This is a genomic window from Mesorhizobium sp. 113-1-2 (assembly GCF_016756475.1).
In the GTDB taxonomy this organism is placed as follows: Bacteria; Pseudomonadota; Alphaproteobacteria; order Rhizobiales; family Rhizobiaceae; genus Mesorhizobium; species Mesorhizobium loti_C.
The window spans coordinates 2173931-2192184 of record NZ_AP023242.1 but is presented as its reverse complement, the minus strand read 5'-3'; the positions used below and the strand labels follow the sequence as shown (position 1 = coordinate 2192184).

Annotated in this window: 20 protein-coding genes; 13 read left to right on the top strand and 7 right to left on the bottom strand. The window is 63.6% G+C overall.

The genetic code is table 11. The features are described 5' to 3' along the window. Nucleotides 1-9: 9 nt before the first annotated feature. From JN279_RS10550 to JN279_RS10540, 3 genes are all read right to left on the bottom strand, one after another. Entirely contained in the window at nt 10-1533 is a 1524-nt protein-coding gene (locus JN279_RS10550; protein ID WP_202352708.1) for a tripartite tricarboxylate transporter permease, read from the bottom strand. Between the two features lie 4 nt (nt 1534-1537). Further along, the gene (locus JN279_RS10545; RefSeq protein ID WP_096450184.1) at nt 1538-2074 is read right to left on the bottom strand and encodes a tripartite tricarboxylate transporter TctB family protein; all 537 of its coding nucleotides are present in this window, start codon (nt 2072-2074) and stop codon (nt 1538-1540) included. Nucleotides 2075-2212: 138 nt separating this feature from the next. Then, nucleotides 2213-3190 (bottom strand): Bug family tripartite tricarboxylate transporter substrate binding protein, encoded by a 978-nt coding sequence (locus JN279_RS10540; protein WP_202352707.1) that lies wholly within the window; start codon nt 3188-3190, stop codon nt 2213-2215. Between the two features lie 185 nt (nt 3191-3375). On the opposite strand from JN279_RS10540, the gene JN279_RS10535 reads away from it, so the two are divergent. Both JN279_RS10535 and JN279_RS10530 read left to right on the top strand, forming a co-directional pair. After that, nucleotides 3376-4146, top strand: coding sequence for an IclR family transcriptional regulator (locus JN279_RS10535; RefSeq protein ID WP_202352706.1), 771 nt, complete (start codon nt 3376-3378; stop codon nt 4144-4146). A gap of 271 nt (nt 4147-4417) precedes the next feature. Beyond that, the gene (locus JN279_RS10530) at nt 4418-6907 is read left to right on the top strand and encodes an EAL domain-containing protein (protein WP_202352705.1); all 2490 of its coding nucleotides are present in this window, start codon (nt 4418-4420) and stop codon (nt 6905-6907) included. A gap of 13 nt (nt 6908-6920) precedes the next feature. Here JN279_RS10530 and JN279_RS10525 read toward each other — a convergent pair whose 3' ends face one another. After that, a complete protein-coding gene (locus JN279_RS10525) occupies nt 6921-7460 on the bottom strand; it encodes a GNAT family N-acetyltransferase (protein WP_202352704.1) in 540 nt (179 codons plus the stop codon). Between the two features lie 209 nt (nt 7461-7669). Between JN279_RS10525 and JN279_RS10520 the strand changes: the two genes are divergently transcribed. Then, nucleotides 7670-8125: a DUF2214 family protein gene (locus tag JN279_RS10520; RefSeq protein WP_202352703.1), complete on the top strand. Its 456-nt coding sequence runs from the start codon at nt 7670-7672 to the stop codon at nt 8123-8125. On the opposite strand, the gene nth is transcribed toward JN279_RS10520, so the two are convergent. After that, the gene (nth, locus tag JN279_RS10515; protein ID WP_202352702.1) at nt 8113-8895 is read right to left on the bottom strand and encodes an endonuclease III; all 783 of its coding nucleotides are present in this window, start codon (nt 8893-8895) and stop codon (nt 8113-8115) included. The genes JN279_RS10520 and nth overlap by 13 nt on opposite strands. 52 nt (nt 8896-8947) lie before the next feature. On the opposite strand from nth, the gene JN279_RS10510 reads away from it, so the two are divergent. Continuing rightward, the gene (locus tag JN279_RS10510; RefSeq protein WP_202352701.1) at nt 8948-9442 is read left to right on the top strand and encodes a DUF2244 domain-containing protein; all 495 of its coding nucleotides are present in this window, start codon (nt 8948-8950) and stop codon (nt 9440-9442) included. A gap of 6 nt (nt 9443-9448) precedes the next feature. Here the strand turns inward: JN279_RS10510 and JN279_RS10505 are convergent, their stop codons facing one another. Further along, a complete protein-coding gene (locus JN279_RS10505; RefSeq protein WP_202352700.1) occupies nt 9449-10264 on the bottom strand; it encodes a class I SAM-dependent methyltransferase in 816 nt (271 codons plus the stop codon). Between the two features lie 115 nt (nt 10265-10379). Between JN279_RS10505 and JN279_RS10500 the strand changes: the two genes are divergently transcribed. The 9 genes from JN279_RS10500 to JN279_RS10460 all read left to right on the top strand — a co-directional run bounded on the left by JN279_RS10500 (nt 10380) and on the right by JN279_RS10460 (nt 17017). After that, nucleotides 10380-11258 (top strand): methylated-DNA--[protein]-cysteine S-methyltransferase, encoded by an 879-nt coding sequence (locus JN279_RS10500; protein ID WP_202352699.1) that lies wholly within the window; start codon nt 10380-10382, stop codon nt 11256-11258. Between the two features lie 221 nt (nt 11259-11479). Next, nucleotides 11480-11950: a hypothetical protein gene (locus tag JN279_RS10495; protein WP_202352698.1), complete on the top strand. Its 471-nt coding sequence runs from the start codon at nt 11480-11482 to the stop codon at nt 11948-11950. Nucleotides 11951-11971: 21 nt separating this feature from the next. Next, a complete protein-coding gene (locus JN279_RS10490) occupies nt 11972-12364 on the top strand; it encodes a hypothetical protein (protein WP_096450204.1) in 393 nt (130 codons plus the stop codon). Next, nucleotides 12331-12855, top strand: a complete 525-nt coding sequence (locus JN279_RS10485) for a hypothetical protein (RefSeq protein WP_096450206.1) — start codon at nt 12331-12333, stop codon at nt 12853-12855. Before JN279_RS10490 ends, JN279_RS10485 begins: the two co-directional genes overlap by 34 nt. Continuing rightward, complete coding sequence (locus JN279_RS10480; RefSeq protein WP_202352697.1) at nt 12827-13312, top strand: hypothetical protein; 486 nt, start codon at nt 12827-12829, stop codon at nt 13310-13312. Before JN279_RS10485 ends, JN279_RS10480 begins: the two co-directional genes overlap by 29 nt. A gap of 207 nt (nt 13313-13519) precedes the next feature. Beyond that, nucleotides 13520-14425, top strand: a complete 906-nt coding sequence (locus JN279_RS10475; RefSeq protein WP_096450210.1) for a ribokinase — start codon at nt 13520-13522, stop codon at nt 14423-14425. 1 nt (nt 14426) lies between these two features. Continuing rightward, nucleotides 14427-15872: an amidase gene (locus JN279_RS10470; protein WP_202352696.1), complete on the top strand. Its 1446-nt coding sequence runs from the start codon at nt 14427-14429 to the stop codon at nt 15870-15872. A gap of 102 nt (nt 15873-15974) precedes the next feature. Continuing rightward, complete coding sequence (locus JN279_RS10465) at nt 15975-16589, top strand: LysE family translocator (protein WP_202352695.1); 615 nt, start codon at nt 15975-15977, stop codon at nt 16587-16589. Nucleotides 16590-16741: 152 nt separating this feature from the next. After that, nucleotides 16742-17017, top strand: a complete 276-nt coding sequence (locus JN279_RS10460; protein ID WP_244734514.1) for a hypothetical protein — start codon at nt 16742-16744, stop codon at nt 17015-17017. Nucleotides 17018-17073: 56 nt separating this feature from the next. On the opposite strand, the gene JN279_RS10455 is transcribed toward JN279_RS10460, so the two are convergent. Beyond that, nucleotides 17074-18015, bottom strand: coding sequence for a nucleoside hydrolase (locus tag JN279_RS10455; RefSeq protein WP_202352694.1), 942 nt, complete (start codon nt 18013-18015; stop codon nt 17074-17076). Nucleotides 18016-18254 lie beyond the last annotated feature (239 nt).

Genomic DNA, 18254 nt, shown 5'->3' with positions numbered 1-18254 from the left:
TCAAATCGATCAGGCATCGCCCGGCACATGCTCCGGTCCGCGCCGCCGGCGATGTTCGATGAAGGCCCAGATATGCGGCCCGGCGAGGCCGATGAAGGCGAGCGTCAGCAGCGTCAGCGACAGCTTGTGCGTATAAAACACCGACCAGTCGCCGTTCGAGATGGTCATTGCCCGGCGGAACTGGGTTTCGGCGAGCGGCCCCAGGATCATGCCGATGATGACGGGCGCGGTCGGGAAGTCGAAGCGCCGCATCAGGAAGCCCGCCGCGCCCAGAAGATAGAGGATGACGAGATCGATGGGCGATTGCGAGATGCCATAGGTGCCGACGGTCGCGAACACCAGGATGCCGGCATAGAGCTGCGGCGCCGGGATCTTCAACAGTCGCACCCACAGCCCGATCAGCGGCAGGTTGAGGATGACGAGGATGACGTTGGCGATGAACAGGCTGGCGATCAGGCCCCAGACCAAATCGGCCTGCGTCGTCAGAAGCAGCGGCCCCGGATTGATGCCGTAGCTCTGGAACGCCGACAGCATGATCGCCGCCGTCGCCGAGGTCGGCAGGCCGAGCGTCAGCATCGGCACCAGCACGCCGGCGGCGGACGCATTGTTGGCGGCTTCGGGACCGGCAACGCCCTCGATGGCGCCGACCGTGCCGAACTCCTCCTTGTGCTTCGACAGCTTCTTTTCGATGGCATAGGACAGGAAGGTCGGGATTTCGGCGCCGCCGGCCGGCATGGCACCGATCGGGAAACCGATCGCGGCACCGCGCAGCCAGGCCTTCCATGACCGGCCCCATTCGGCCGCGGTCATGTAAAGGGAGCCCTTCAGCGGCACGATCTCGTCCTTGCCGGCATAGCGGCGCGAGGCCATGTAGAGCGTCTCGCCGACCGCGAACAGGCCGACGGCGGCGATGATGACGTCGACGCCGTCGAGCAGTTCGGTCGTACCGAAGGTGAAGCGCGGCTGACCGGTCTGCAGATCGACGCCGATCATGCCGATGACGAAGCCGGCAAACAGGCTGGTGAGCCCACGCACCGAGGACGAGCCGAGCACGGCCGAAACCGTAATGAAGGCCAGCACCATCAGCGAGAAATATTCGGCCGGGCCGAAGGCCAGCGCGAACTTGACCACCACCGGCGCCAGGAAGGCGACGCCCAGCGTGCCGATGGTTCCGGCGACGAACGAGCCGATCGCCGAGGTGGCAAGGGCCGCACCGCCGCGGCCGGACCGGGCCATCTTGTTGCCCTCCAGCGCGGTGACGATGGTGGCGCTTTCGCCGGGCGTGTTGAGCAGGATCGATGTCGTCGAGCCGCCATACATGGCGCCGTAATAGATGCCGGCAAACAGGATGAAGGACGCTTCCGGCGCCACCTGGTAGGTGATCGGCAGAAGCAGCGCGATGGTCAGCGCCGGTCCAAGGCCGGGCAGCACGCCGATGGCGGTGCCGAGCGTGGTGCCGAGCAGGCACCACATCAGGTTCATCGGCGTGAAGGCGACCGAAAAGCCGTGCGCGAGATGGCCAAGCGTTTCCATGGCGTCAGCCTCCAAACGCGCCGATGATCGCATCGATCACCGTGTTCAACTGGTTCTCGATGAAACCGGCGCCGATGTTGACGCCGAGCGCCCTGGCGAAGCCGAAATAGGCGGCCAGTGCCAGGATAAGGCCGGTAAGCGCATCACGCAGCGTACGCTTGCTGCCGAAGCCATAGCAGACGAGAACGAACATGATGACCGACGCCGCGGTGAAGCCGAGCGGCCGGATAAGCAGCAGGTTGGCGACCAGGCCGATGACGACGAAACCCATCGCCTTCCAGTCGGTCGGCGTTTCCTTTTCCTCCTCCGGCTGCCAGCCGCCGCGAAACGCGGCGAGGATGAGCAGCAGGGACAGCACCACCAGGCCGACCATGGTGAGATAGGGGAACACGGTCGGGCCGACCTTGGAATAGAGCGGCGACACCGGGATCGCCAGTGTCTGCCAGGCCACGGCGCCGGCGCAGGCCAAAAGCCCGATGCCAACAAGCAGTTCCGGCACGGCAAGGCGCGAGGGCGGCGCCGGCTGGTTGATGGTGCTCATGGAATGTCCTCCCCAGGATTACGGGCCAAGACGGCTGTCATCGGCCTTCACGCTGTCAGCCATGACCGATCTCTTCTTCGATGCGATCGGCGGAGCTGAGAAAATGAGGGACGGCTCGCGCCGCCCCCCTGGGGAAAATCAGGCGAGGCCGAGATCCTTGAGGATGGCTTCGATACGTGCCGAATCCTCGGCGACGAATTTCGCATAGTCGTCGCCGGTGAGCAGGATGGGCGTCCAGTTGCGGTTCTTGCACTCAGCAGCCCAGGCATCGCTCTTGGCCATCGTCTCGACCATCGTGATCATCGCTGCCTTGTCGGCATCGGACACGCCGGGAGGCGCGAAAACGCCGCGCCAGTTGAACAGCTCGACATCGATGCCGGCTTCCTTCAGCGTCGGCGCGTCGATGCCGTCCTGGCGCTTGTCGGCCGAGATGGCGAGCAGCCTCAGCGCGCCGGCCTTGACCTGCTCGGAGAATTCACCAAAACCGGAGATGCCGGCCGCCACCTGGTTGCCGAGCAACGCCGACAAGGCCTCGCCGCCGCCGGCGAACGGCACATAGGAAAGACTGGTTGCCGGAACGCCGACCGTCTTGGCGATCAGGCCGAACAGGATGTGGTCGGAGCCACCGGCGGAACCGCCGGCCACGGGAACCTTGGTCGGATCGGCCTTGAGCGCGGCGACGAAATCGGCGGCCGTCTTGAACGGCGACTCCGCCGGCACCACCAGGGCCTCGAATTCGCCGGTGAGACGGGCGATCGGCGTGACCTGCGTCAGATTGTTGGCGGCCTTGTTGGCGATGATGGCGCCAACCATGACCATGCCGGCAACCATCAGCGAATTGCCCTTGCCGTTCCACTGGCTGATGAACTGCGGCAGCCCGACCGTGCCGCCGGCGCCGCCGACATTGGTGATCTGCGAGCCGGAGATCAGCTTCTCTGCGCGCAGCACCTGATCCATCGTGCGCCCGGTCTGGTCCCAGCCGCCGCCGGGTGCTGCCGGCACGAAAATCTGGATCTGCGGCGCGCCTTCGGCGAAAGCGGGCGTGAGATGAAGTCCTGCAAGGCCGGCAGCACCTGCCGCCGCCGTGCTCATCAAAAATCTGCGTCTGTTCAGCATGGGATTCCTCCAGATCACGACACCTCCTCCGGTGCCTGCCAAACGCGCCTGCAATCACAGACCCGTGATCGAGTTCAAGCAGATGTTACTGAGTTCTGTCAACGGGAACGATATTCTGCTGGACAGAACGGTCCTGTGGCGCGACAGAGTGGCTCCGCTCGGGCTTCTCCGAACTGGGAACCGCAATGGACTTACCAAGCCAATCGACTGATGAGGAAAGCCGGCGCGCGACAGCCGAAGGTGTTGCGGCACTTGACCGGGCGATTGCCATCCTCGATGCCTTCACCACCGCCGACCGCTCGCTCAGCCTGGCCGAAATCGCGGCGCGCACCGGCCTCTACAAGAGCACGATCCTGCGCCTGGCGAATTCGCTGCTGCGCGGGCAACTGCTCGAGCGCCTCGACGACGGGCGCTACCGCGTTGGGCCGGCCACCTTTCGGCTGGGCGCGCTCTATCAGCGTTCGGTCGTGGCGGTCGACATCCTGTTGCCGATCATGCGCGACCTTTCCGAGCGAAGCTGGGAGAGCGTTGCCTTCTATGTCCGCTCGGGCGACGTCCGCACCTGCCTCTACCGCGTCGAATCCAAACATCCGATCCGCTACACCATTCGCGAGGGTGACGTACTGCCTTTGCTGGTCGGCTCGGGCGGGCGCGTGCTCGCGGCGTTTTCCGGTCAGCCGGGCGAACCCTACGAGACCATCCGCAGGACTTGCAACTGCCTCGCCGTCGGCGACCGCGACCCCGACACGGCGGGCATCTCTGCGCCGGTGTTTGGACCGGGACGCATCCTGCTCGGCGCCTTGACGCTGGCCGGTCCGAGCACGCGCGTAGATGCTGCCTTCCTTCAACGCATGAAACGTCCGTTGCTCGAGGCAGCTGCCCGCGCGACCCGCGCCTTCGGCGAGGATGCCTCCGTGCTCGAACAGGCAAGTCTTACGACGGAGGCTCTGCCCTAGCCTCGGCGGTTGCGACCTGCAAAAGGACCGATAAGCTTCGAATACAAACTGATTCAACTTTAAGCAGTCACTTGACGTTGCGTAATATTCGACTGCCCACGGCAAGAAAAGGCTTCATAGAGAACGGAACTATTTATTAGCTGTTAAGCCCCTCGTGATACCCGATTGCTGTCGCCCTTTAAGCGACATGAGGGAAGAAACATCGTCTCAACCGGCGGATGAAACAGCCGGACAGACGCGCTGACAGGATCATGGCACGTCCGTGAATTCGATGAAGCCGTCATCGAGGAACGCCAGCCCCCGTCTTCTCGGGCTCGTCTGGCCGTTCATTGCCGTCGTTCTCGTCCAGGCGCTGGTCGCCAGCCTCAGCCTCTACACGCTTTCGGCGGTTCGCGCCTATGTCGGCGGCGAAAGCCAGTGGTCCAAAGGGCAAAAGCACGCCATCTATTTCCTCAGCCTCTATGCCGACACCGGCAATGAGGAGTTTTTCGACGAGTATCGCGAAGCGATCGCCGTTCCGCTTGCCGACCGCTCGGCGCGCCTGGCGCTCGAGCAGCCCGACCCCGATACAGAGGCGGCGCGCGCAGGCTTTCTGCAGGGCAGAAACCACCCGGACGACGTGACCGGGATGATCTGGCTGTTCCAGAATTTCCGCGGCTTCATCTATCTCGACACCGCTATCCGGCACTGGACCGCCGCTGACGCGATGATCCTCGCCATCCAGCAGCTCGGCGACGCGATGCACGCGACGTTGAGCAGAGGGCAGGCGTCACCGGCTGAGATCAACGCCTGGAAGACGGATATCCATCAGCTAGACCGTCAGATCAGTCCGCTTTCCAAGGCTTTCTCGGACAGTCTCGGCGAGGGATCGCGCTTCATCGAGCTGCTGCTTACCCTTGCCAATCTCGTCACCGCAGCCTTGCTGATCCTGCTCGCCGTCTGGCGCACGCGCAAACTCCTGGCGCAGCGCCAGGCCTTCCAGCTAGCGCTCAATGCTGAGCGCGAGCGCGCCCAGGTCACGCTGGCTTCGATCGGCCAGGCTGTCATCAGCACAGGCCGTGACGGGCGGCTGGACTACATGAACGCGGTTGCCGAGAAACTGCTGGCCTGCCCGTTCGGCACTGCCAGAGGCAAACCGATCGCATCGCTGTTTCGCCTTGTCGACAAGGACACCAGCGTTGAAGAAACGCAGCTGGTCGAGCGTCTCCTGGCCGGCGAGCAGCGCCGTTCCAGCGCCCGTCCGCAATTGCTGCAGCGGCCGGACGGCTCTGTTGTTCCCGTCGCGCTGACCGGCGCGCCGCTGCTCGTTTCCGGTGAGGTCGTCGGCGCGGTGCTCGCCTTCCACGACATGACGCGCGAAGAGGACTATATCGAGCGGCTTTCGTGGCAGGCTTCGCATGACGCGTTGACCGGGCTCGCCAACCGGCGCGATTTTGAAAGCCGGCTGGAAAGGACGATCGTCGAATTGCAGGGCCAGCCCCGGCAGCACGCCTTGATGTATCTCGATCTCGATCAGTTCAAGCTGGTCAACGATACCTGCGGCCATGCCGCTGGTGACCAATTGCTGCGCCAGATCTCCGCGCTGCTGACCCACGAATTGCGGCCGGGCGACGTGCTGGCCAGGCTGGGCGGCGACGAATTCGGTGTGCTGCTCGTGGACAGTGATTGCGAAACCGCCGCCGACACCGCCGAACGGCTGCGCACAGCCGTGCAGGACCTGCATTTCGCCTGGGATAATAGGCCTTTCAACACCAGTGTCAGCATCGGCATGGTGCAGATCGCCGATGCGCACGTGACAATCGAGGAGACGCTGCGTGCCGCCGATGTCGCCTGCTACATGGCCAAGGAAAAGGGCCGCAACCGCGTCCAGATCCACAGCGATGGCGACATGGCCCTGCGCGAACGTTTCGGTGAGATGGCTTGGGTGCAGCGCCTGCACGCCGCATTGGAGCAAGACCGCTTCAGGTTGCATGCCCAGGAAATCTGGCCGCTCAATGACGACATCGTCGAGGCGGGAGCCCATATCGAGATCCTGTTGCGGCTGACCGACGAAGACGGCAGCTTCGTCACCCCGCAGAGCTTCATTCCCGCGGCCGAGCGCTACGGCCTGATGCCGTCGATCGACCGCTGGGTGGTACGCAACACCTTCCGCATCCTGGCCGCACGGCAAGCCGATCCGCTCACGCCGCCGATCACCACATGCGCCATCAATCTTTCCGGTGCGACTTTCGGCGACGAGACCTTTCTCGGCTTCCTGCGCGAGCAGTTCCTCGTTCATGGCATTTCACCGGCCGTGATCTGCCTTGAGATCACCGAAACCAGCGCCATCGCCAATCTCACCAATGCCATGCGCTTCATTGCCGATCTGCGCGGCCTGGGCTGCCGTTTCGCACTCGACGATTTCGGCTCCGGCATGTCATCCTTCGCCTATCTGAAGCACCTGCCGGTCGACTACCTCAAGATCGACGGCAGCTTCGTCAAGGACATGCTGGAGGATCGCATCGACCGCGCCATGGTCGAGATGATCCATCATATCGGCAAGGTCATGGGCAAACGCACCATCGCCGAATTCGTCGAAAGCGACGGCATCATCGCCGCCCTGAAGACGATCGGCGTCGACTATGCCCAGGGCTATGGCATCGCCAGGCCGAAGCCTTTCGATGCCTCGACGGTGCTGCTTGGCCAGGTTGTCACGCCGGCCGCGGAGAGCGCCGATCCATGGGCCGATCTGACACGGAAGCTGCGCCGCAAGGCCGGTTAGGCCTCACCTCGGTTTAGGGCCGTCGCTCCAGCAGGATGGTCGGGGCATCGTGATAGAGGGTCCGCGTCACCTCGCTGTAGCCGCACTTCCTGGCGACATTCTGTGAAGCCGTATTTTCCGGATCGATGATGCAGACGGTTTTGGTACGTCCGAAGGTCTCGTCGCCCCAGACATGCACGCGACTGACGATCTCGGTGGCAAGGCCGGCACCGTGCACGGCCGGCGCCAATGCCCATCCGGCCTCGGGAATGCCTTCGATCGACGGTTCCATATCACGCTTCAGGTCGTGAAAACCGGCCTCGCCGACGAAGCGGCCTGTCGCCCTCTCCTCGATCGCCCAGAAGCCGTAGCCGAGCAGCGACCACAAGCCGGCGTGACGCAGAAAGCGCATCCAGCTCTCTTCACGCGTGCGCGGCTTGCCGCCGATGAAACGGGTGACGACCGGATCGGCCCACATCGCGACATAGGCGTCGAAATCCTCGATCCGGTGCGCCCTCAGAATGGTTCGCTGCGTCTCGATGACGGGTGCGATGGTCGCTTGCGGATTGTTCATGGGACTTGCCTCGCTGATGTTGTCCGCGCTTAGCAAATCGCCCCTGCGGTGCAAGGGCCAGCACGAGACGCGCCATCATCCAGAAAAGCCGTATGGCCGCTACCAGCTCCGCTATGGGATTTCTGCCTGACAGTGTTATTTTCCCGGCAGGCTGATTCAGCACCTGCCGAGGCGACCTTTTCAGGCGCTCAAACCCACGGGAAAAAAGCATGGACACGACCGACCTTGTGCTTGCCATCGTCCATCATCTGCTGGTGTTTTCGCTGGCAGGGATCATCGGCGCCGAATTCGTGCTGATCCGCGGCGACCTGCCCGCCGTGACGCTCAAGCGGCTCGCTGGCATCGACCGCCACTATGGCATCATCGCCGCGCTCGTTATCATCGTCGGCATCGGCCGTGTCTTCTGGGGCCTCAAGGGTTGGGAGTTCTACGTCTACAACTGGATATTCTGGGCCAAGATGGCCGCCTTCGGAATTGTCGGCCTGCTGTCGATCATCCCGACCGTGCGCTTCATTTCCTGGAACCGGCAAGCCAATGCCAACCCCACCTTCGCCGTGCCCGCGAGCGAACTGGCCTCGGTGAAGACCTGTATCCGCACTGAGGCCTTCGTCTTCCTGCTGATCCCGGTCTTCGCGGCGGCGATGGCGCGCGGTTACGGCACCTGATCGGCAGCGACCGCCGTTTCGAGCGGCGCGATCGGCACCAGGGGCGCCGGCACGCTGGTGGTCTTCTCCTCGGCTTTGCAGATATCGGCGATGACGCAGGCCGGGCAATCCGGCTTGCGCGCCTTGCAGACATAGCGGCCATGCAGGATCAGCCAGTGATGTGCATGGCGCATATATTCGTCCGGGATGATCTTCAGCAGCCCCTGCTCGACCTGTTCGGGCGTCTTGCCGGGCGCCAGGCCAAGCCGGTTGCCGATGCGGAAAATGTGCGTGTCGACCGCCATCGTATGCTGGCCGAACGCCATGTTGAGCACGACATTGGCGGTCTTGCGCCCAACGCCCGGCAGCTTGACCAGTTCGTCGCGGTCGTCGGGCACCGCGCCGCCATGGTCGCGGATCAGCGCTTCCGACAGGGCGATGACGTTCTTGGCCTTGTTGCGCCAGAGCCCGATGGTCCTGATGTAATCACCGACCTTGGCCTCACCCAGCGCCAGCATCTTCTGCGGCGTGTCGGCGACCTTGAACAGCGCCCTTGTCGCCTTGTTGACGCCGGCATCCGTCGCCTGCGCCGAAAGCACTACCGCCACCAGCAGCGTGAAGGCATTGACGTGCTCGAGTTCGCCCTTCGGCTCCGGCCGCTGGACGGAAAAGCGCCGGAAAATCTCGTGCACTTCCGCCGGACTGTAGCGCGACGTCCGCCGCGCCGGCCGTGGACGCGGCTTGGCGTTCGATCCGTCACGTCGTCCGGCCGGCAGCTTTTTTTCGGGCATGGGAGAATCTTTGGACTTGGGGGGCGCGATTTCCCTCCTATAATATCCTGTCATGAGCGACACAAACGCCTCGTTTCAGGCTGACGAGCCCTTCTTTCACGCATTGCTGACGCCGCACCGGTCGCTGGGCAGGACGGGCTTCCTGGTCCTGATGGGCGCGCTGCTGTTCGGCTGGCTGGTGACCGGTGCGTTTTTCCTGTCGCGCGGCGCCTGGCCGGTGTTCGGCTTCTTCGGCCTCGACGTGATCGCCGTATACATCGCCTTTCGCGTCAACTACCGCGCCGCCCGCGCCCGCGAGGAAGTGTCGGTCTCGCGCACCAGCCTCGACATCCGCAAGACGGCCCCCTCGGGAAGATCGGAAGCGCACCGCTTCAACCCGTTCTGGGCGCGGTTTTCGGTCGCCCGACACGCCGAGATCGGCATCACCAGAATGACGGTCGAAGGCCAAGGCCAGAACGTGCCGATCGGCGGCTTTCTCGATCCCGAGTCCCGCGAGAGTTTTGCCACCGCCTTTTCGCGAGCGCTGGCAACTGCCAAGACACGCTGAACCGGCTCAAAAGCGATAGCGCAAGAGCCTGCCGACCTTGCGCAGCGCCGGAATGTGTTTCCACAGCCTAACGAACAGTTTGGCGGACCAGCCCATGCGGGCGGCGTGTTCGGGTTTGTAAGCGGAGATATCCTCGACGAACCGCAGCTTGGGAACCGCCAGTTCCAGTTCGTGCGGATCATCGATCGCCCAGTGAACTTCGGCGCCTGTCGCCTTGATGGTCGGATTGAGGCGAAGCAGCGTCAGGCCGAAACGGCTGTAGGCGTCGAACATCAATTCGCCGCCGGCAAGATGTGAGACCAGCCGCGAAACCAGGCGCAACCCTTCGTCGGCGGGAAGATAGGGCGTCAGCCCCTCCGCCACCACGATGGCCGGGCGGTTGCGGGGCACGTCGGCCAGCCAGCCGGGCTCGGTCACCGACGAAGCGATGAGATGGTAATGGTCGCGGGACGGGTAGAGCCTGCGCCTGAGCTCAATGACCTGGGGATAGTCGACATCGAACCAGTCCACGCCCGCTGGCGGATCGACGCGGAAGATGCGCGTATCGAGCCCGCAACCGAGATGCAGCACGATGGCGCCGGGATTTCTGGCCAGAAATTCCTCGACGCGAACGTCCAGTGTCTTGGCCCGGATCGCCAGGCCGATGCCGAGATTCTCGTCGACCTTGAGCCTGGAAAAATCGTAATCGATCTTGCGCACCGCCTCGTCGGCGAAATGATCCCCAAGCAGCGAATGGGGCAGCCGGCTCTCCAGCGCCTTGCCGTAGAGCGTCATCAGCAAGGTTTCCTTTGCCCCGGTCAGATGCACTTTCTCGCCGGCCATGAGCGACTCCTGGGCACGAAACCCGAGTCTATCTGGGCATGCGCGGCAAGAAAGCAAGTTTCGGGTGGCGATCGGCGCCCCAAGGGGCGATATTCCTGGCCAAGGAGACAGTTCGATGAGCACACAGACGGCCGTCCTCAAGAAGGACATCACACCGCAAGGCAGCGACTACGAGATCGTGCGGCGCGCCATCGAGAAGATCAGCCTCGACTACCGCGACCAGCCTTCGCTCGAGGAGCTCGCGGAAGAGGTCGGCGAGACGCCGACCGGCCTGCAAAAACTATTCACCCGCTGGGCCGGCCTGTCGCCCAAGGCGTTCCTGCAGGCGGTGACGCTCGACCATGCGCGCCGGCTGCTCGATTCCGGCATGCCGCTGCTCGAAACCTCGTTCGAACTGGGCATGTCCGGTCCCGGCCGGCTGCACGACCTGTTCGTCACCCATGAGGCGATGTCGCCGGGTGATTACAAGACACGCGGCGCCGGCCTCACCATCCGCTACGGCTACCATGCCTCACCTTTCGGCACCGCCCTGATCATGGCCACCGACCGTGGCCTTGCCGGTCTCGCCTTCAGCGACCCGGGCGAGGAACGTGCGTCGTTCGCCGACATGTCCAGCCGCTGGCCGAACGCCATCTATGTCGAGGACATGGCCGCGACTGGTCCTTATGCCGCGCGCATCTTCGATCCGACATTGTGGCGTCCCGATCAGCCGCTGCATGTCGTCATGATCGGCACCGACTTCCAGGTCCGCGTCTGGGAGGCCCTGCTGCAGATCCCGATGGGCAAGGCCCGCACCTATTCCTCGATCGCAGCCAGCATCGGCGCTCCAAGCGCCAGCCGCGCCGTCGGCGCCGCCAATGGCGCCAACCCGCTCTCCTTCGTGGTGCCTTGCCACCGCGCCATCGGCAAGTCCGGCGACCTCACCGGCTATCATTGGGGCCTGACCCGCAAGCGCGCCATCCTGGGCTGGGAGGCGGGCCAGGTGTCGCCGTAAAATGTCGATTTTTCAATTTCGATCCAAGAAATATATGAATAGTCGCACCATAAAGTATTAGTGCGATTTCTCATCGGAATTTCTGGATACAACCGGGGACAACCATCGGTTTGTTCATGGTCATTATTGCCGCGAATTATTTAAGTTTACGCTAAATTAACCACGATAAAGCGATCATGACCCATATTAATTCGGGCGATCCGACTTAATAGGAGGTCTCGATGAAGTTGTTTCGCACCGCCTTCGGTGCAGCCTTTCTGGTCGCATGTCTGGACCAGCCCGCATTGGCAACGACGCAAAATGTCATTTTCAATGGCACGATCTCCCCGACCTGCACGCTTGTCATTGCCACCAATGGCACGATGACGGTCAGTCCCGATCTCCAGTCGCTCAGCTCCCACAACAGCGGCGGCTCGGCCGGAACCGTCACGCTGACGACGACCGGCGGCGTGTCGTTGAGCGTCGATCCGGTTACCACCACGACGGTGCCGTCAGCCGACACGACATCGACCACCTGGACCCCGACCTATTCTTCCGCCGGTACGCACTCCATCGTCGAGACCGGCTCGGCGACCGCCATCAGCACGCCCGGCGCCGACCTTGTCTCGGTCCATCTCGCCGGCACCAAGGGCGGCAGCAACCGCTTCGCCAACGGAAACTATCAGGCAACGGTAACGCTGCGCTGCGAGTAGCGCCCGGGAAGGGAGGCATCCTTGACACTTTTTCGAACTCTGGCGACGGCGCTGGCCGTCGGCCTGATCCCTGTTGCCGCGGCAGCCCAATCGATGTCGCCGATGCGCGGCGAGGTCAACAGTTTCACCGACGTCTTCGCGGTCCGCGTATACCCGGCCAATCCATACGACCAGAAGATCAAGGTCGAAATCCACGTCTACGATCAGGATTTTCAGCCGGTGGACGCCAGGATCTCGCCGAGTGCCTTCCAACTGGGGTCCCAGGCTTCCCGTCCTGTCCTTGTGGTCGTGCCTTTCGGCGGCGCCGCCGAGCGTAAAGTGCGTATCTGTACCGAAAGCATCCCCTTCCCCAATCAACAGACGCAGATAAGGGCACAGATATGCGGAAAGTTTTTTGGGCACCGCAAGTCCTGACGCTGGCAGTCGCGGTTGCTGTGACAAGCACCGTTCCAACCCAGGCCCAGGACCAGATCTACAATCTCAACCAGAACGAGAACGGCTTCAATTTGCCCGGTGTCACCTTGCCCCAGGGCCAGGACGAGGTCCATGCCGCGGACGGCACCACTTGCCGTTCCGCCGTTTCCGGTTCCGGTGCCTATATGGATCTCGGCGTTATCAGAGGCAACAACCAGACGGACAATGGCGTCGCCACCTATGGCCGGGTGGTGATCCCGATCGGGCGTACACCGACGCGTCTCGACTGCAGCCGGTTGTACGAACTTGAGGTCCAGCGCCTGCAACTGGAGCTGAAACTGCTCAAGATGGGCCTCGGCGGAGACGGCCCGACGGGAAGCGTGGCCGCCAGCGCTCCCGCTACCGCGGCCGCGTCACCCGGGTGGGCCAACGAAGGCTGGAGCATCAGGACCGGAGATGGCGATGGCAAGAAAAAGAGGAAGAAGAAATAGCCGCACGCTGCTTGCGATGGCCGCACTTGCCGGCTTCTGCCAGCCTGCGCCGGCGGCAATCATCGGCACCTGCACCATCATGGTCGGGGCGTCGGGAACGATGAAGGCAAATCCCGGCCTTAACGTGTTCGGCTCCAAGCAGGCCGGCGGATCGAGCGCGGACGCCACCATCACCGCCAGCTCGCTGCTTTGTACATTGCTCAACCTGCTCGATTGTTATTCCGTTTCCGCACCGGCGCCCGCATCGTTCTCGTCGGCGCCAAGCGGCGGCGGCACCAATGTCAACTTCAGCACCGTCTACCGCCTCGACGGCACCGGCGTCGACACCTCTGGAAGCGTGCCGCAGCGCGTCGTCAACGGCACCCACACTATCCAGGTCGATCTCACCGCCACCAAGTCGAGCGGCATCTTTCCCGCCGGCAGCTATCAGGGCACGGTCACCGTGCGCTGCGAGTGAGGCGACAAATCGCTTTTTGGTATCCACATGGTCTGGCAAGTCATCGCATGACGCGCTAGCTTCCCGCGCAATCGGGGTGCCGGTGCAGCCACAGTGATGCATCGGCGCACCCCGCCATCTCGATCCACATTGTGGATCTTCGATCCACATCGTGCTTTCCGAAAGTCGATCCTGATTTCCGGCCAGCGCTGGCAGGGAGGCACTTTCTTGATAGTCGTCATCGGCTCGATCAACCTCGACCTAATCGCCAAAGTCGACCGCTTGCCGACCCCCGGCGAAACGGTGAGCGGCTCCGGTTTCGCCACGGCGCCCGGCGGCAAGGGCGCCAACCAGGCGCTGGCCGCCGCACGCGCCGGTGTCCCCGTGCGCATGGTCGGCGCCGTCGGCAGGGACAGTTTCGCCGGCGAGGCGCTGGCATTGCTGCGCGAGGCCAAGGTCGACCTGTCGGGCGTGGGGGAAACCTTTGCCTCGACCGGCACGGCGCTGATCATGGTCGGTGATGACGGCGAGAATATCATCGCCGTGGTTCCCGGCGCCAATGCCTCCGTGGTGCCCGGCGACCTTTCCAAGGCCTTCCTGAAAAAGGGCGACGTCGTTCTGCTCCAGCACGAGATCCCGCTGGCGACCGTCGATGCCGCGCTCGACCAGGCGCGGGCGGCCGGCGCCATCACCGTGCTCAACACGGCTCCTTTCCAGGGCGATGCGGCGGCTTTCCTCGGCAAGGCCGATTATGCCGTCGCCAACGAGACCGAGTTCGACCTCTATGGCGAGGCGCTGGCGCTGAGCGGCCGCGACCGCGCGGCGCGCATGCGCGACTTCGCCGCGAAAACCGGCCGCACCATCGTCGTCACGCTCGGCGGCGATGGCGTCATGGCGGCGACGCCGAGCGATTTCCTGACCGTTGCGGCCATGAAGATCACGCCTGTCGACACGGTCGGCGCCGGCGACACCTTCTGCGGCTACTTCGCTGCCGGCCTGTCGTCCGGCCTAGCGCTCGACAAGGCGCTGGCGCGCGCCGGTGCGGCAGGCTCGCTCGCATGCCTCAAGCCGGGTGCCCAGCCGGCGATCCCGCTGGCCAGGGATGTCGACCAGGCCTTGCAGGAAGCCAGCTGAGATGATGCGTCCCCAGACGAAACATGCCGTGCCGCCGGTCGGCGATATCTGCCGCCTGTCGGCCATCGAGCTTGCCGATGCGATCCGCCGCCAGAAGCTGTCCGTGCGCGAGGTGGTGACCGCCTTCCTCGATCGCATCGAGGCGGTCAATCCGCTGGTCAATGCCATTGTCTCGTTGCGCGACCGCGGCGACATCCTGCGCGAGGCCGATGCAGCCGATAGCAGACGGGGAGGCGAAACCGGTACACTCTTCGGCCTGCCGATCGCCATCAAGGATCTCGCCTCGACCACCGGCCTCAGGACTTCCTTCGGCTCGCCGATCTTCGCCGATTTCGTGCCGCAGGAAGACGATTTCTTCGTCGAGCGCATCCGCGACGCCGGCGCCATCATCATCGGCAAGACCAATGTTCCCGAATTCGGGTTGGGATCGAACACCTACAACAATGTCTTCGGGGCGACGCTGAACGCCTTCGATCCGGCGCTCACCGCCGGCGGCTCTAGCGGCGGTGCGGCGGTGGCCCTGGCGCTCGACATGGTGCCTGTCGCCGACGGCAGCGACTTCGGCGGCTCGCTGCGCAATCCCGCGGGCTGGAACAATGTCTACGGTTTTCGCCCGTCGCAGGGGCTTGTGCCCGGCGGGCCGGACTTCGAGGTCTTTCATGCGCAAATGGGCGTCGAAGGGCCGATGGGCCGCAACGTCGCCGACATGGCGCTGCTGCTCGACGTCCAGGCGGGCTACCACCCGCAAGCACCATTGTCCTATGAGAAACCGGGCTCCTTTCTCGAAGGGCTCGCAACGGCATCGACCGGCGGCCGCATCGCCTGGCTCCGCGACCTCGGCGGCCATCTGCCGGTCGAACCGGGCATCCTCGATCTGTGCGAGTCCGCGCTGAACCGATTTGCCGATGCATCCTTCCTGACCGAGCCCTTGCTGCCGGATTTCGATTTCGAAGCGCTGTGGCAGGCCTTCGTGACGCTGCGCCAGGCCAGCAGCGGCTGCGCGCTCAAGGTCCATTACGACGACCCTTCCAGGCGCGGCCTGCTGAAGCCGGAAGCCATCTGGGAAATCGAGAACGCGATGCGGCTGACGGCGCCGCAGATCCGCGCCGCCTCGGTGATCCGTACCTCCTGGCATCGCACGCTGCTGTCGATCTTCGACCGCTTCGATCTGATCGCGCTGCCGACCGCGCAGGTCTTCCCCTTCGAGATCGGCACGCACTGGCCAAGCGAGGTCGCCGGACGGCCTATGGACACCTATCACCGCTGGATGCAGGTTTCCGCCTTTGCCACGCTGGGCGGCTGCCCGGCGGTCAACGTGCCGGTCGGCTTCGACGACAAGGGCCGGCCAATGGGCATGCAGCTGATCGGCCGGCCGCGCGGCGACCTCGCCGTGCTGAGGGCGGCCGCAGCTTATGAGGCGACGCTGCCCTGGCAAGCCGGCGCCTGACGCGCGTGTAGCGGCCCGGCGCTTCGCGCATGGCTTGCGCGGAGCCTGTCGCCATGCATTGATTGTCGCCTGCTGGATCGACAGCATTCCAAGGGAAAAATCATGTCGCTCGAACTCTACGCCGCCTATGTCCTTGCCTGCATCGTCATCATCCTGGTGCCCGGCCCGACGGTCACGCTGATCATCGCCAACAGCATCCGCCACGGCGCCCGCGCCGGCCTTGCCAATGTCGCCGGCACGCAGGCCGGGCTTGCCATCATGATCGCCATCGTCGGCATCGGCCTCAACACGCTGATCGCGGGCATGGGCCACTGGTTCGAATGGGTGCGGCTGATCGGCGCCGCCTACCTGATCTGGATGGGCGTGCAGATGTTCCGCTCCAAGGGCACGCTGAACGCCGACGGCACCGCGAGGAAGCCGCGCGGCGGCTTCTTCCTGCAGGGCCTGGTGGTGGCGCTGAGCAACCCCAAGACGCTGGTGTTCTTTGGCGCCTTCTTTCCACAGTTCATCGCGCCGCAGGGCAATTACACGCTGCAGATCGTCGTCATGGGCCTGACCGCCATGATCTTCGCCGCCCTGTCGGATTCGAGCTATGCGCTCGCCGCCAGCCGCGCCGGACGCCTGCTGTCGGCCAGCCGCATCAAGCTCATGTCCAGGATCAGCGGCAGCTTCCTGGTCGGCGGCGGCCTGTGGCTGGCGTTTTCAAGATCGAAGTAAAGGCGGCCGCTAGGCGGGCGCCGCAAAGAGTTGCAGCGCCCTGGAATGGCAACCGATTGAAACCGTGCTCGCCCACCACCACATGAATCTGCATCGGGGGATTCATGTCTGTCTTTTGGACTTGGGATGGTTTGAAGAGGAACGCGCCTAGCGTGATCCTTTTCATCGGTGCGTTTGCTATTATGCTCATGTTGGCGGCAAACCAATGGGCCAACGACGCAAGCCCGATCCGGTCAGTTGGTGCCATCGATGCAACGATTAAAAGTGCCCAATGGAGAGACGGTAAGTACATCCGCTATGTGCTTGCTCTCAATGATGGCTCGTACGTGCTCATCGACGACGACCGCTCGCATCTGATTGGGTCAGATGCGAGCATCGAACGCGTCACGCGCGACAATGGCGCCGTCTTCTACCGGTTTCCCGAGTGAGACATGCCCAAAAGCTCTATGCTCTGGGCTAACCATTTGCATCGAGGGTGGAGGTGTTACAGCCGCCCCAGCCTCTCCAACAGCAGTGCGAAGAAGCCGTCGTGGTCGATGTCGCGCATCACCATGGCGTTCTTCGGACGCTTGGTCACGCCCCACCAGTCGATCACGGTCATGCCCATGGTCAGTTCCGAGGCGGTCTCCACGCTGACATTGCAGTTGCGGCCCTTGAACAGCTCCGGCTTCAGCAGATAGGCGATGACGCAGGGGTCGTGCAGCGGCCCGCCGTCGGTGCCGTACTTGCCCTCATCGTAACGTTCGAAGAATTCCAGCATCTCGGCGGTCGCGATACCGACCTTGGTGCCGAGCTTGCGGAAGGCCTGTGTGCGCTTGGTCGTCGTCAGCGCCTTGTGGGTGACGTCGAGCGGCATCATCACGATCGGGATGCCGGACTTGAACACCAGATCGGCCGCCTGCGGATCGACATAGATGTTGAATTCGGCCGCGGGCGTAACGTTACCGCCTTCGAAGAAACCGCCGCCCATCAGCACGATTTCCTTGATGCGCGGGGCGATGCGCGGTTCGCGGATCAGCGCCAGCGCGATGTTGGTCAGCGGCCCGAGCGGGCAGAGCGTGATGGTGCCGCTCTCCTCCTTCATCAGCGTCTCGACGATGAAGTCGACGGCATACTGCTCCTGCAATTTCATCGTCGGTTCCGGCAGCTGCGGTCCATTGAGGCCGGTCTTGCCATGCACTTCCTCGGCGGTGACCAGTGTGCGCGCAAGCGGACGGATCGCACCGGCATAGACCTTGATCTCCGGCCGGCCGGCGAGTTCGCAGATCTTGCGGGCATTCTTTTCGGTGAGCATCAACGGCACGTTGCCGGCAACGGCGGTGATGCCGACGATCTCCAGTTCGTTGCTGCCGAGTGCCAACAGAATGGCGACGGCATCGTCCTGGCCGGGATCGGTGTCGATGATGATCTTGCGTGGTTGGGGCATTTCAATTCCTTGTTTGGCTGGCTGTGAGCTCACCGGATCGAGAGCACGCCTGAAGGACGACCTTGGCGCTTCTCCTTGCATCCGCGCGTCGTTTCAAGCGCCATGTCGATTATTCCTGTGAGTCCAAGGCCTGGTCTTTTTGGGCGGGTCTTCTGGTGGCTTGAACTTGGTCGCGGGGCGGACCATATCAAGAGCATCGGGAAAAATGCCATCTGGGTTTTTCCAGTTTATGTCGCTCT

What these genes read in the sequence shown, in the direction of transcription:
- JN279_RS10520 (WP_202352703.1), top strand. Translation starts at nt 7,670, where the DNA reads ATGGACACGACCGACCTTGTGCTTGCCATCGTCCATCATCTGCTGGTG.
- JN279_RS10535 (WP_202352706.1), top strand. Translation starts at nt 3,376, where the DNA reads ATGGACTTACCAAGCCAATCGACTGATGAGGAAAGCCGGCGCGCGACA.
- JN279_RS10455 (WP_202352694.1), bottom strand. Translation starts at nt 18,015, where the DNA reads ATGCCCCAACCACGCAAGATCATCATCGACACCGATCCCGGCCAGGAC.
- JN279_RS10465 (WP_202352695.1), top strand. Translation starts at nt 15,975, where the DNA reads ATGTCGCTCGAACTCTACGCCGCCTATGTCCTTGCCTGCATCGTCATC.
- JN279_RS10540 (WP_202352707.1), bottom strand. Translation starts at nt 3,190, where the DNA reads ATGCTGAACAGACGCAGATTTTTGATGAGCACGGCGGCGGCAGGTGCT.
- JN279_RS10530 (WP_202352705.1), top strand. Translation starts at nt 4,418, where the DNA reads ATGAAGCCGTCATCGAGGAACGCCAGCCCCCGTCTTCTCGGGCTCGTC.
- JN279_RS10505 (WP_202352700.1), bottom strand. Translation starts at nt 10,264, where the DNA reads ATGGCCGGCGAGAAAGTGCATCTGACCGGGGCAAAGGAAACCTTGCTG.
- JN279_RS10545 (WP_096450184.1), bottom strand. Translation starts at nt 2,074, where the DNA reads ATGAGCACCATCAACCAGCCGGCGCCGCCCTCGCGCCTTGCCGTGCCG.
- JN279_RS10510 (WP_202352701.1), top strand. Translation starts at nt 8,948, where the DNA reads ATGAGCGACACAAACGCCTCGTTTCAGGCTGACGAGCCCTTCTTTCAC.
- JN279_RS10480 (WP_202352697.1), top strand. Translation starts at nt 12,827, where the DNA reads ATGGCAAGAAAAAGAGGAAGAAGAAATAGCCGCACGCTGCTTGCGATG.
- JN279_RS10550 (WP_202352708.1), bottom strand. Translation starts at nt 1,533, where the DNA reads ATGGAAACGCTTGGCCATCTCGCGCACGGCTTTTCGGTCGCCTTCACG.
- JN279_RS10470 (WP_202352696.1), top strand. Translation starts at nt 14,427, where the DNA reads ATGATGCGTCCCCAGACGAAACATGCCGTGCCGCCGGTCGGCGATATC.
- nth (WP_202352702.1), bottom strand. Translation starts at nt 8,895, where the DNA reads ATGCCCGAAAAAAAGCTGCCGGCCGGACGACGTGACGGATCGAACGCC.
- JN279_RS10500 (WP_202352699.1), top strand. Translation starts at nt 10,380, where the DNA reads ATGAGCACACAGACGGCCGTCCTCAAGAAGGACATCACACCGCAAGGC.
- JN279_RS10495 (WP_202352698.1), top strand. Translation starts at nt 11,480, where the DNA reads ATGAAGTTGTTTCGCACCGCCTTCGGTGCAGCCTTTCTGGTCGCATGT.
- JN279_RS10525 (WP_202352704.1), bottom strand. Translation starts at nt 7,460, where the DNA reads ATGAACAATCCGCAAGCGACCATCGCACCCGTCATCGAGACGCAGCGA.
- JN279_RS10485 (WP_096450206.1), top strand. Translation starts at nt 12,331, where the DNA reads ATGCGGAAAGTTTTTTGGGCACCGCAAGTCCTGACGCTGGCAGTCGCG.